General features: G+C 74.6%; 11 protein-coding genes. 3 read left to right on the forward strand and 8 right to left on the reverse strand.

Going from position 1 to position 12,697, the window contains the following annotated elements; genetic code table 11:
* Positions 1–154 precede the first annotated feature (154 nt).
* Entirely contained in the window at positions 155–1,186 is a 1,032-nt protein-coding gene (locus ACGFQC_RS10675; protein WP_351364913.1) for an aldo/keto reductase, read from the forward strand.
* A gap of 319 nt (positions 1,187–1,505) precedes the next feature.
* Positions 1,506–2,558: a tyrosine-type recombinase/integrase gene (locus ACGFQC_RS10680; RefSeq protein ID WP_363087607.1), complete on the forward strand. Its 1,053-nt coding sequence runs from the start codon at positions 1,506–1,508 to the stop codon at positions 2,556–2,558.
* Positions 2,559–2,568: 10 nt separating this feature from the next.
* Here the strand turns inward: ACGFQC_RS10680 and ACGFQC_RS10685 are convergent, their stop codons facing one another.
* Both ACGFQC_RS10685 and ACGFQC_RS10690 read right to left on the reverse strand, forming a co-directional pair.
* Positions 2,569–2,997 (reverse strand): hypothetical protein, encoded by a 429-nt coding sequence (locus tag ACGFQC_RS10685; protein WP_363087608.1) that lies wholly within the window; start codon positions 2,995–2,997, stop codon positions 2,569–2,571.
* A 117-nt stretch (positions 2,998–3,114) separates the two neighbouring features.
* A complete protein-coding gene (locus tag ACGFQC_RS10690; protein WP_363087609.1) occupies positions 3,115–4,077 on the reverse strand; it encodes a nucleoside hydrolase in 963 nt (320 codons plus the stop codon).
* Between the two features lie 267 nt (positions 4,078–4,344).
* Between ACGFQC_RS10690 and ACGFQC_RS10695 the strand changes: the two genes are divergently transcribed.
* Positions 4,345–5,115, forward strand: a complete 771-nt coding sequence (locus tag ACGFQC_RS10695) for a hypothetical protein (RefSeq protein WP_363087610.1) — start codon at positions 4,345–4,347, stop codon at positions 5,113–5,115.
* Positions 5,116–5,145: 30 nt separating this feature from the next.
* Here the strand turns inward: ACGFQC_RS10695 and ACGFQC_RS10700 are convergent, their stop codons facing one another.
* The 6 genes from ACGFQC_RS10700 to ACGFQC_RS10725 all read right to left on the reverse strand — a co-directional run bounded on the left by ACGFQC_RS10700 (position 5,146) and on the right by ACGFQC_RS10725 (position 12,647).
* Entirely contained in the window at positions 5,146–5,868 is a 723-nt protein-coding gene (locus ACGFQC_RS10700) for a GAF and ANTAR domain-containing protein (protein ID WP_363087716.1), read from the reverse strand.
* Between the two features lie 81 nt (positions 5,869–5,949).
* Positions 5,950–6,726: a TIGR03943 family putative permease subunit gene (locus ACGFQC_RS10705; RefSeq protein WP_363087611.1), complete on the reverse strand. Its 777-nt coding sequence runs from the start codon at positions 6,724–6,726 to the stop codon at positions 5,950–5,952.
* Positions 6,723–7,730 carry a permease gene (locus ACGFQC_RS10710; protein ID WP_393288118.1) on the reverse strand — a complete coding sequence of 336 codons (1,008 nt, stop codon included), beginning with the start codon at positions 7,728–7,730 and terminating at the stop codon, positions 6,723–6,725. The genes ACGFQC_RS10705 and ACGFQC_RS10710 overlap by 4 nt, the downstream gene beginning before the upstream one ends.
* 241 nt (positions 7,731–7,971) lie before the next feature.
* Positions 7,972–9,315, reverse strand: a complete 1,344-nt coding sequence (locus ACGFQC_RS10715; protein WP_363087612.1) for a helix-turn-helix transcriptional regulator — start codon at positions 9,313–9,315, stop codon at positions 7,972–7,974.
* A 677-nt stretch (positions 9,316–9,992) separates the two neighbouring features.
* A complete protein-coding gene (locus tag ACGFQC_RS10720; protein WP_363087613.1) occupies positions 9,993–11,228 on the reverse strand; it encodes a hypothetical protein in 1,236 nt (411 codons plus the stop codon).
* 63 nt (positions 11,229–11,291) lie between these two features.
* On the reverse strand, positions 11,292–12,647 hold the full coding sequence (locus tag ACGFQC_RS10725) for a PP2C family protein-serine/threonine phosphatase (protein WP_363087614.1): 1,356 nt from the start codon (positions 12,645–12,647) through the stop codon (positions 11,292–11,294).
* Positions 12,648–12,697 lie beyond the last annotated feature (50 nt).

The following is a 12,697-nucleotide window of genomic DNA, read 5'->3' on the forward strand; positions in this document are numbered from 1 at the left end:
CGCGCCGCTCCTTCCACTCACCGCTTGCAAAAGCGGAACAAGGTTCCGTATTGTTCCGGAACATGGTTCCGTTTTGCTCATGATGTCAGAGCAAGGGCCCGGCAACCAAGCCATGCAATGCATCACGCTTCACCCACAATGAGGAGACACGGCCATGCAGTACCGCACCTTGGGCCGCACCGGTGTGCAAGTCAGCACCCTCGCGCTCGGAGCGATGAACTTCGGAAAGATCGGGCGCACCACCCAAGAGGAGGTCACCGCCATCGTCGACGCCGCCCTGGAGGCGGGGATCAACCTGATCGACACTGCCGACGTGTACAGCGGCGGCGAGTCGGAAGAAATGGTCGGCAAGGCCATCGCGGGCCGCCGCGACGACATCGTGCTGGCCACGAAGGCGACCATGCCGATGGGCGACGAGCGCAATCGCCAGGGCAGCTCGCGCCGCTGGCTGGTCACCGCGCTGGAGGACAGCCTGCGTCGGCTCGGCGTCGACCACGTCGACCTCTACCAAATCCACCGGTGGGACCCGAACACCAGCGACGAAGAAACTCTGTCGGCGTTGACCGACCTGCAGCGCGTGGGAAAGATCCGCTACTTCGGCTCCTCGACCTTTCCGGCCTACCGCATTGTGCAAGCCCAGTGGGCCGCCCGCGAGCACCACTTGAGCCGTTACGTCGCCGAACAGCCCAGCTACTCGATCCTGCAGCGCGGCATTGAGGCCCATGTGCTGCCCGTGACCGAGCAGTACGGGCTCGGTGTGCTGGCATGGAGCCCGCTGGCCTCGGGCTGGCTGTCGGGCGCGATCCGCGAGGGCAGTGAGATCACCACCAGCCGCTCAACGTTCATGCCGCAGCGCTTCGACACCGCCATTCCCTCCAACCGGGCCAGGCTCGACGCCGTCGAGCAACTGGCCAAGGTCGCCGACGAGGCGGGCCTGACGATGATCCAGCTCGCGCTCAGCTTCGTGACCACGCACCCCGGCGTGACCAGCGCGCTCGTCGGCCCCCGCACACTGGACCACCTGCACTCGCAGCTTGCCGCCGCGGACATCACGCTCTCCGCCGACGTACTCGACGCGATCGACGCCATCGTCACCCCCGGCACCGACCTCGCCGCACACGAGAAGAACGACACGCCGCCCGCGCTGCTCGACCCGTCCCTGCGGCGCCGCCGATCGTCCCAGTAACAGCCTCCACGTGCGCGACATCCCGAAGCTGCTGCGAAGTGACAAGTAGCTCAGCATGAGGCTCCAGCCTTGGGCCATGGATGAGAACCAACGGGCAATGGATGGCGGTAGCAGTAATTCCGCTTCATGGTCGGCTTACGGAACTTTCATCACCCGGCGGTCCATCAGTAATCTGCCGCAGTAAATGCCGGATTTACTGCGGCGGACCTTCTACCGTGATCGTCGCGACCTGCGGCGGACGATTCCGGCCGCCGGGGTGAGGTGTACGCATTTACTGCGGCAGTGCCGGAAGGGCGGGACGGGCGTGACGATCGAACCGGTGACCGAACTCGGAGGCGGGGGCGCGGTGCGGCTGCCGCGCGCCCGAGTCGTGCCCCTGTCCGCCCCGCCTGCGTCGTACACCGCGGCGGTAGAGCGCTACCTCACCGGCGCGGGCATCGCGAAGTCCTCCGCGCGGATCTACCGGATCTCGCTGACAACGTGGGGGTGGATGCTCGCCGGCGAACCGGCGCCGACCGGCCCGGCTCGCCGGGGCGCGAAGCCACCCGTCTTCCCCGTCGCCGCGATCGACGACCCGGCAGTGCCGGAAGTGCTGGCCGAGCTGGCGGCGGCTCGGGCGGACGAGATGGACGCCGACACCGTCAACCGCGAACTGTCCATCGCGCGCAAGGCGATCGGCTGGTGGCAGCGCCAGGGCTGGATCGACGGGGACCCGACGATCGGCATCGAGCGGCGGCCGGCACCGCCCGACCGCACCAAGGCCCTGGCCGAGAACCAGATCGCCGCCCTGTGGCGCCTGGACGTCGGGATTCGGGAGAAGACGCAGTGGAAGATGCTCTACGAGTCGGCGGCGCGGGCCGACGAGGTGCTGTGCCTGAACGTGGAAGACCTGTACCCGCAGGACAAGCGCGGGAAGATCACCGCCAAGGGCGGGGCGACCGAGTGGATTCACTGGCAGTCCGGCACCGCCCAACTGCTGCCCCGCTTGATCGCCCGCCGCACCCGCGGCCCGCTGTTCCTCACCGACCGCAAGGCACCCGCCGGGACACCGACGCTCGACGTGTGCCCGGAGACCGGCCGGGCCCGGCTCTCCTACCGCCGGGCTGAGGAGGTCTTCGAGGAGAACACCCGGCTGCTGGCCAACCCGCTCGCCTCACCCGAAGACATCGAGGACCTGGACGGTTGGACCCTTCACCGGCTCCGCCACAGCGCCCTCACACACGACGCCGAAGACGGCACGTCCACGCCGATGCTGCTGGCCCGCTCCCGCCACGCGTCCGTCCGCTCCCTGGAGCGGTACGCCCGCCCCGGCGTCGACGCGGTCGCCCGACACGTCGCCGAGCGAGACCCCGCCGCTCGCCGTCGCAAGTGAGTCCGAGCGCTCAGGGCTTCAAGATCATCCCGTTGCCCCTTTGACCCGAATCTCGGTCACGCCCCACGAGCAGCGGGGCGTCCGTCGTCGCCCCACCGGCTGCCCGGCGTTCGGGGGCGGCGACCCCGAAGAGATAGGAGACCGCGTCGTCCCAGGTGGTGAAGGAGAAGGACACGGGAGAGCCGGTGAACTCGGCCAGCGCGGAGCTGAACTGCCGCAGGGACTCGGCCTCCGTCGCCGCCGTGGCACCGAAGTAGAAACCGCCGTACCGCTCGACAAGGGCCCGTAGCAGATACGTCTTGCCCATGCGCCGCCGACCGCTGACGATCCCGAGCATGGCGTGCGGGACCGGACGTCCCGCGAAGGCGGCCAGCGCGTCCCACTCGGTACCGCGGTCGAACACACGCGACGGCTTGTCCCGCCGATGCTGAAAAGGCAAGAGGAATCCTTAGGACTACACCCCTAAGGAGTGCATTCCTAAGGAGTCCTCCATGTCTGTCCGTCTGTCCGTCTGTCCGTCCGCCCCCCTTCTCGGCACGCGACGGTCAGCACACCTCTAAGCGCCCTCGACGACCGTCAGCCACAGCTTCACGTACCGCTCCGCGTCCACTCCCAACCCCACGTCCACCAGGGCCTGTTCGCGGGGGCCGTGGTGGATCTCGGCCTCGCCGTGGTGGGGGCGGCGGTCGACGACGGTCTGGCCCCGGGTGGGGCCCGGGGCCAGGCTCACCTCGACCGGGAGCGGTTCGGTGGTCAGGCCGCCGGGGTCGACGACCGCGCAGACCGCGCCCGCGTCGCCGAGGCCGCCCGTGGGGGTGGGGTCGCCCGAGGTCGCCGGGTCGCGGTGGGCGAGGAGTTCGCCCGCCAGGCGCAGGCGGGGCTCCGCGCTCGCCCGCAGCCGCTGGACGTCGGCGGCCGGCACCAGGACCCTCTTGAAGACGTCCAGGCCGTACATCGTGATCGGGACCCCGGCCGTGAGCAGGATCGCGGCCGCCTCCGGGTCGTGCCACACGTTGAACTCCGCGACCGCCGTCGCGTTGCCGGCCGCCACCGCGCCGCCCATGAACACGATCCGCTCGATGTTGCCCACCACCTCGGGGTGCGTGCGCAGCAGCAGGGCGATGTTCGTCAGGGGCGCGAGGGGGACGAGGGTCACCGGCCTCGGCGAGGCGAGGATCTCGCGGCGCAGCAGCGTCACCGCGTCCACGTCGACCGGGCGGCGGGTGGGCGCGGGCAGCCCGAGGTCGCCCATCCCGTCCGCCCCGTGCACGTGCCGTGCGGTGCGCACCGGCTCGATCAGCGGGCGCTCGGCGCCCCGCGCCACCGGGACGTCCCCGGCCCCGGCCTGCTCCAGCACGGTCAGGGTGTTGCGGACGACGCCGTCCACGTCGGTGTTCCCGGCCACACAGGTGACCGCCCGCACGTCCAGCCCCGGGTGCCGTACGGCGAACAGCAGGGCCAGGGCGTCGTCGACCCCGGTGTCGCAGTCGATGATCACCGGAATGGGCTGACCGGTCACGGTGGTGCTCCTCTGTGTGCGGCGGGCGGGACGGCTGCACCGGTGACCCTACGCAGCGGGCCGCGGTTCGGCCCCGCGGCCCGCGACGCGGGCGGCGGGCCGGTGGTTAACCCGGACGGACCGTCGCGCTGGTCGGCCGGCGTTGGCGGTGGTGGCGTGGGAGGGAGCACCCCCCGCGGTGCCGGGACGGACGCCCTCGGGATCCCGTGCGCCCGCCTCGCGGAACCCCATCCGGTGCGTACCGGCCACTCCAGGAGGCACCCCCCGATGATCCGCCGCACCCTCCTCGCCTCCGCCCTCGCCGTCACCGCTCTGGTCACCGTCGCCTCCTGCGCCACCCTCGGACTGGAGCACCCGCCGACCGCCCGGCCCGCCGTGCCCACCGTCGAGAAGTCCGACCCGGCCCGGCCCAGCGCGCCGGTCGCCTCCCCCGTCCTCACCGACGCGCAGGCGCACTCGGCGCTCATCACGGGCACCGACCTCGGCGAGCCCTGGACCCCGACGCGCGGCGCCGCCACCTGGCGGGACGGCATGCTCAAGGCCACCACCCCCACCGCCGACTGCCAGAAACTCCTCGACGCCCTCTACAGCGACGAACTGCTCGGCGCCCCGCCCCGCGCGGTCGTCGCCCTCGACGACGCCGACACCGGCGCCCAGCTCCGCTACCAGGTCACCGACCGCCCGCCCGCCGACGTGGACCGCACCCTCGCCTGGCTGAAGAGCCTGCCGCAGAAGTGCGCCCGCTTCACCGCCAAGGCACCGGACGGCACGGTCCTCGACGCCACCGTCACCGAGCAGCCGCTGCCCGAGGTGGGCGACGTCCGCCAGGGCCTGCGCGTCACCCTCACCGACTGGGGCACCGACGGCGACCCCGTCGCGCTCGCCCTCGACGTCGCCGCCGTCCGCGCCGGCCGGGACACCTTCGCCCTCACCAACGGCGGCCTCACCGACGTCCCCAACGAGGCGACCCAGGCCGCCGTCCAGCTGGGCGTGCAACGCCTCACGGAGGTGCGGAAGCAGGGGCGGGTGCAGGTGTGAGGCACGGGACCGGGACCGGCGGGCCCCGCCTCAGTCCGGGTCGAAGCGGGCCGTGCCGGCCACGACCTCCCGGGCCACGTCCATGACCATGCGGCCCTGCGCGAAGGCGTGGGCCCGCAGGAGGGCGAGGGCCTCGTCGGGGCGGACCCCCCGCTGGGCCATGACCATGCCGACCGCCTGGTGCACGCCGTCGTGGCCGGTGGCCAGGGGGCTCAGCCAGACGCCGTCGCCGTACCGGCCGGCGTCCTCGTCGTGGGGCAGGGCCATGAGGGCCACCGTCAGCACGTCCGCGACCAGCCGCGCCGTACGGACCTCGTCGGCGGCCAGCTCACCGGGGACGTCCCGGTAGAGGTCCAGGGTGCCCACGCACACCGCCGGGTCGCCCAGGGGCAGCGCGTACACCGCCCGGACCCCGGCGGCCGCCGCCTGCTGCGCGAAGACCGGCCAGCGCGAGGCGTCCCGGCCCGCCGTGAGGTCGGAGGCGAACACCGGCGCGCCGGTCTCCGCCGCCCGCAGGCAGGGGCCGTCGCCCAGCGTGGCCTGCACCTCCATCAGGTGCGCGGCCCGCTCACCGCTCGCGCTCACGGGTACGGGCATCCCCTCGCCGCGCAGCGACACGCTCGCGCCGATCACCGGCAGCAGCCGTACCGCCGCGGCGCACAGCCGCTCCGGCACGTCCCGGGGTTCGGCGCCGCCCACCTCCTGGGCGATCACCTCCGCGGCCCGTTCCCGGTTCCGGTCGGGCACGGTGATCACCTCCGCCCGCGCGTACGGCCCAGGACTCCTCGTAGCCCGCCGGGTACCGCCCTCACCGGCGCCGGAAACCGGTCCGGCTCAGGCCTTCTCGTACGGGTCCGCGGGCTGCCGCACCCACGTGACCGTCACCGCGTCGAGGACCGGCGGCCAGGCCTCCTCCGAGCCGAGGGCGCCCTCGGGACGCCAGACGCCGGTGACGGCGACCCACGTGTCGGCGGGCAGCGCGTCCGCGCCGCGGACCTCGACCTTTCCGGTGGTGGCGTCGGCCGCGCAGCAGGCGACGGCGAGCCGGGTGACGTACCAGGTGCCGCCGTCGCCGCGGGTGACGAAGCCGGTCAGCCGGACCGTGCGGCCCGTCAGCGACCGGCCGCTGTCGTAGATCGCGCGGGAACCGAACTCCCCCACGGTCAGCGTCACCGGGTCCCCGGCGGGCAGTGCCGGGAAGGTCCCCACGCCCTGCGCGGCCCGCTGGGCGGCCTCCCGGCCGGCGCTGTAGGAGCCGAGCGCGGGGGGCGGGAAGAGGAGGAGGGCCAGGGCGGGGAGGGCGAGGAGCCAGGCGACGCGCGGGCCGCGGCCGTGGCCGTGGTCATGGCCACGACCACGGCCGTGGTCATGGCCGTGACGGTGCGTCTCCTGGCCGGGCCGGCCGCCGCTCGGCACCGCCTCCACGTCGGGCCGGCCGCCGCTCAGCACCGCCGACACCAGGCCCAGCAGGACCAGCGCCGCCCCGGAGACGATCAGGTACGGCCGCAGCCCCGCCTGCACGTACCGCAGGTACAGCTCGCCGAGGACGGTGATGCGCAGGACCGCCCCGCCGGTGAGCAGGAGCAGGACCGCCGGCCCGTACCGCCTCACAGCAGCCACCACCCGGTGAGCACGCCCGCCCCGACGGCCACCACCCACGTCACGGACGCGAAGCGGACGGCGAAGGCACGGCCGAAGGTGCCCGCCTGCAACGCGAACAGCTTCAGGTCCACCATCGGTCCGACGACCATGAAGACCAGCCGTGCGGTCGCGGGGAAGGCGCTCAGCGAGGCGGCGACGAAGGCGTCCGCCTCGCTGCACACGCACAGGACGACCGCGAGCAGCGCCAGCAGCAGCACCGACAGCCAGGGCGAACCCGTGAACAGGTCGAGCAGCGCGCGCGGGACGGCGATGTTGAAGGTCGCCGCGGCCGCCGCGCCCAGCACCAGGAAGCCCCCGGCGTGCAGGAAGTCGTGCTGGAGGCCGGCGAGGAAGGCGCGGGCGCTGGTCGCGGGGTGCGGTCCGCCGGCCCGGCGGGGCGGGGTGAGCCACTTCTCCTTCCCGAAGCGCGCCCACAGCCAGCCCATGACGACTGCGGTGCCGAGGGAGGCGAGCAACCGGGCGAGGACCATCTCGGGCCGGCCGGGGAAGGCGAGGGAGGTGGCGACCAGCACGACGGGATTGATGGCGGGCGCCGACAGCAGGAAGGCGAGGGCGGCGGCCGGGGCGACCCCGCGCCGCATCAGGCTCCCCGCCACCGGCACGGACGCGCACTCGCAGCCGGGCAGCACGGCCCCGGCCAGACCCGCCACGGGCACGGCCAGGACCGGGCTGCGGGGCAGCAGGCGCCGCAGCACCCGTTCCGGCACGAACGCGCCGATCGCCGCCGAGACGACCGTACCGAGCAGCAGGAACGGCACGGCCTGCACGACGACGGCCGTGAAGACCGTCCACCAGGCGGCCACGGGCGGGGTGACGAGGTCCAGGGCGAGGGTGGGGCCGAGCACGGACGCGACGGTGGCGACGGCGAGCAGCGCGGTGCCGCCGAACACGGCGTGCACGAGCGCCCGTACGACGGTCCGCAGGCCGTCGGCCACCGTCCGCCGTTCCCGCACGCCGTCGGCCACCGTCCCTTGTTCCCGCACGCCCGCCGCCGTCCGCCGTACTCCGTACTCCGTCGCGGGCACGCTAGCGGCGCCGCCTGTGCGGGACCCCGGCTTCGGCGGGGAGCGGCCTGTGAGGGCCGGGGGCCAGCGAGGGGCCGGTGAAGGCCGGAGCGGAAAAGACCGGAGACCGGTGAAGGGCCGGAGACCGGTGAAGGGCCGGAGACCGGCGAAAGGCCCGCCGCGGGGCCCGCTACAGCGGCGGCTGGGCCGGTGCCGGCCCCAGGGTCGTCGTGCCGGGGGCCGTACGGTGGCCGAGGCCCGTGCGGTAGGCGTCCAGGGCGGCCTCCACCCGGCCGGTACGGCGCAGCAGGTCGCCGAGGAGACGGCACAGGTCGGCGAGGTCGCCGGCGGCGCCCGCGCGTTCCAGCAGGCTCAGGGCGCGGACGTAGTGCTCCTCGGCGGCGTCGGTGTCGCGGGCGTCCTCGGCGATGATGCCGAGCAGGCGGTGCGCACCGGCCGCGTGCACGGCGCCGCGCTCCGAGGACAGGTCGTCGAGCACCCCGTGCAGCAGGGCGGCGGCCTCCTCGGACTTCCCGCGGCGGTGCAGCACGTCGGCCAGCTCGACGGCGACCTGGCTGATGTAGAGGGCGGCGCGCTGGGCCGAGAGCATGGCCTGAGCCTGCTTCAACTCGTCCTCGGCCCGCTCCAGTTGGTTGTTCTGGGCGTAGACGTAGCCGCGCATCCAGTGGCAGTTGGCGAGTTCGGTGCGCAGCTGGAGCTGGCGGTACAGCTCGGCGGCCTTGGCCAGGGAGGCGTCGGCCTCGGCGAGGCGGCCCTCGGCAAGGAGGGTGCGGGCCACCGAGCGGTGCATCCGGGCGACGAGGGCGGGATCGCCGGCCTGCGGCGCGAGCGCCAGGGCGAACTCGGCGGCCTGGGCGGCGCGGGCCTGGGCGCCCATGTCCATGTAGGGGCCGATGACGGAGGCGTAGAGCAGCAGCAGCGCGTCGGGGTCGTGCAGACCGCCGCGGTTCAGCTCGTCGAGGGTGGACTCCAGCAGGTAGACGGCGTACCGGAGCTCACCCGCCAGGTAGTGGGCGACGGCCCGGCCGCGCAGCGCGGGGACGCGGGCCGGGAGCGGCGCGTGCGCCAGGCACCGCTCCGCCCGCTCGAAGTGTCCGCGGGCCGCCTCCAGCTCGCCGGTGTCGATGCCGCACTCCCCGAGTCCCAGCAGGGCGGTGGCCTGCTCCTCGACGAGGCCGTACTGCTCGGCCTCCGCGAGCAGCTCCGCGAACTGCCGTGCCGCCTGCTCCGCCTCCCCGGTGGCCAGGGCGCGCTGGGCCTCGGTGAGCCGCAGCCGCAGACCGGTGACGAGCCGGGCGGAGCGGCCGGTGGCCAGTTCCTCGAAGTCGACGCCGAGCCGCTCCGCGATGTGCCTGAGCGCCTCGTCGGAGGGCCGCACCCGGCCGGCCTCCAGCGTCGAGACGTAGGCGGGGGTGTAGGTCGGCTCAGCCAACTGGCGCTGAGTGAGCCCCCGTTCGACCCGCAGCCGCTGCACCCGGCGTCCGATGACCTCCGGTTCGTCCCGCTCACCCACGGCCCGAATCACCCTCAACTACCCCTGACCCTCTTGCCGTTCGGCTCGCGCAGCCCCTAGGTTAAACGGCGTGTTAAGCATGCTTAATACACGGTTGACGTGACGGCCGCTGCCGTTCCCGCTTTTTGCCCACCGTCCTGTCCACCGTCGCTTCTCTCCCTCAGCCGCCGACGACGTTGCGAGGTTGCCGTGCAGGAACGCACATCCGCACCCTACGGGCGCCCCTCATGGCGATACGCCAGAGCCGTCGCGGCGGCCGTCATAGCCGTGGCGGCCCTCGTCACCGCCGCCAACGCGGTCCCGGCCCGCACCGCGGACACCCCCCGGCTGTCGACCGGCGCGGAGAGCGCCGGCAAGTGAGGGAGGCGGGCGCGGACGGACGGACCCGGCATCCGGAGGTGTGCGGGGCCTGACGTCCGAAGGCGGGGCGGAGAGGACCGGGACTGGGACCGGGACCGGGACCGGGACCGGGACTGTCCGGCGGATCGTGCCGAGGACGCGGGATCCTCCGGGGCCCTCAGCCGCGTCGTCGTCGGTTGCCGGCTCCCCGGCGCCCGGCTGCGCTCACGCGAGGGCGAGGGCGAGGGCGAGGGCGAGGGCGAGGGCGAGGGCAGGGGCGGAGGCGGGACCCCCGTCGCGCCGACGCCCTCCCGCGACCTCGAGCCGCCGGACCGGCCCTACCCCTGCGTCTGGAGCTGGCGGAGCTGCTCGCGGACGTGGTCCAGGGCGCCCTGCCGACGGCCCGGTACCCGGCCGCGCAGCTCCGCGAGCGCCGGGCCGAGGTCGCGGGCCCGGTTCCGGTCCGTGACGCGCCCCCACTGGTGGTGGGCCCGGTCCACGGCCGCCTCGACCGGCGCCGCGTCGGCGGGCTGCCCCGCGGCCAGCCGCGCCGTCGCGACCGCCATCCAGGTACGGCAGCTGCGCTCGGCGTCCCCCGCGAACATCGCCAGGTCCGCCCGTACCTCGGACCAGTGCAACGCCTCCTCCGCCCCGGCCCCGTGCGCGACGAGCGCGGCCTGCTCCAGGCGGGCGGCGAGAGCGTCGGCGGCGGAATGGTCACCGGCCTGGACGGCCGCCGTGATAGCGGCGTGGGGGTCACCCACCAGCCCGTCCGGCGTTCGAGGACGAGGCCCGTCCGGGGCCGGCAGCGGGGGTCCGGAGGCGCCGCCCCCGGGGAGGGGGAGGGAAGGGGCGGCGGGGGCGGACCCACCTGGGACACCCACCCCCGCACCCGGCACGGCAGCCGCACCCGGCACGGGAGCCGCACCCGGCCCCGGGGCCACACCCGCACCCCACAGCACCAGGTCCCCCACCTCTCCCTCTCCGGCGATCCTCGCCAGCGCCGTCTGGTGCAGCTGCTCCGGCCCCGGCCGCCCCCCGCTCCGCAGCACGGTGGCGATCGCCTTCATGTACGTGGGCGCGGCCACCCTCCGCCGCCCCGCCGGAGGCGCGACCCTCCCGTACACGGCGACCCCCGCCCCGCACTCCAGCCCCCGCCCCCGCAGCCATCCCCAGGTCTCGGCGTCCGCGTGCAGGTCGAGCAGCAGCGTCGTCGTCCCGGCCGCCCGCAACCGCAGCTCCTCGCGGAACCAGTGCCAGGGGAAACCGGTGTAGCGCACGGTCGACGGCGTCGTACGGGCCAGCGCCAGATGCGGCAGCCGCTGCTTGCGGTCGAGCTGGAGCTGCCCGGTGACGAACACGGTCAGCGGTCCGGGCGCCGCCGCGGCGGCCCGCAGCCGGGTCAGCACGGCCTGCGGCTCCAGCGGATCGGCGAGTTCGACGACGTTCGCCGTGTCGGTGCCGGCCAGGACGGCGGGCGGCACGGCCGCGAGCACGGGAAGCACGGACGCCGCGTCCACCAGGCACCCCTTGCCCACGGGTGAGGCCGCGAGCAGCAGCACGGTTCCGGGCATGGTCCCTCCCCCTGTCGATCACGTACGTCAGCACCGTAACCGCTGCTGCTGCAAACGGGGGCCTCAGGTCTGCAAACGTCCCCCTACGGGGCCTTCGTCTGCGTCCGTGCCCCGCGCGTACCACCCGTCCGGCCCGCCCTCCGTGCCCCGCGCGTACCACGCGCCCCGCTCGCCCGGCCCACCCTCCGGGCCCGGCCCGCCCTCCGTGCCCCGCGCGTACCACCCGTCCGGCCCGCCCTCCGTGCCCCCCGCGCCCCGCGGCCGTACCGCGAAGACCGTCGTGTCGTCGCCGAGACGGCCGCCGCAGTGCCGCAGCGTGCGGTCGCGGACGTAGGCGACCAGGCGGCCGGGGGCGGCGGTGCGCGGATCGCGGGCGAGGCCGTCGGCGACGTCGTCGGCGAGCGGGTAGAAGGCGCCGGCGCGGTCCCGCGCCTCGGTGACGCCGTCGGTGACGAGCAGCAGGGTCTCCCCGGGGGCGACGGCGGCGCGCAGCACCGGCGGAGGGCCGCCGCGGGCGAGTTCGGCGAGGCCGAGGGGGAGTCCGCCGCCGTGCGGCAGCGGCCGCACCCCGCCGCGACCGACGGCGAGCGGCGCCTCGTGACCGAACACGACGACGTCGACGACCCCGTGCTCCCCCTCGGGGAAGCCCAGCAGGACGGCCGTGGCGAACCGGTCCCCGTCGGCGCGGCCGAGGGCGGCGGTGTGGACGCGGTGGCGCCGCATCCGCGTCTCCAGCCGGTCGGCGACCGTCGCCAGGTCCGCCTCGTGGTAGGCGGCCTCCCGGAAGGTGCCGAGGAGGGCCGCCGCCGCCTCCACCGCGCCCAGCCCCTTGCCCTGGACGTCACCGAGGAGGACGCGGGTGCCGTGCGGTCCGGGCTGGATGTCGTAGAAGTCGCCGCCCACGCGCGCGTCGGCGTCGGCGGCGAGGTAGACCGCGGCGTGGTCGAGGCCGCCCCAGCCGGGCGGCAGCGGCCGCAGCACCGTACGGCGGGTGGTCTCGGCGATGTGCCGCATGTGCAGCATCCGCCGCTCGCCGCGCACCCGGAGCACGGCGGCCAGGACGGAGAGGCACCCGCCGACCAGGACGAGGACGAAGTCGCCCGCACCCTCCCGGTACTCGGCGGGCCAGGCGGAGTCCGCGCCGACGTAGGTGACGAGCGCCAGTACGGCGAAGAGGGCCGTCGTCCACACCCCGCACAGGACGGCGGCCAGCGCGGCGACGAACACGCACCAGGAGACGACGCGGAACTCCCCGCCGGTGGTCAGGTCGACGACGGCGATGACGACCAGCGTCAGCAGCGGCACCAGCCAGGTGACGCTGTGGCCGCGGAACTGCAGCAGCTTCTGCCGCTCCAGCACGTCCCGGCGCCCGGCGCGCGGGTGGCGGGCGAGCAGCCCCTGGCCCCCTCGGTCGCTCACCGCCTCAGCGAAACACGCCCGCGCGGGCGCCGCACCCCGGCCCGCACCGC

Source organism: Streptomyces sp. NPDC048734, from assembly GCF_043198675.1.
GTDB lineage: Bacteria > Actinomycetota > Actinomycetes > Streptomycetales > Streptomycetaceae > Streptomyces.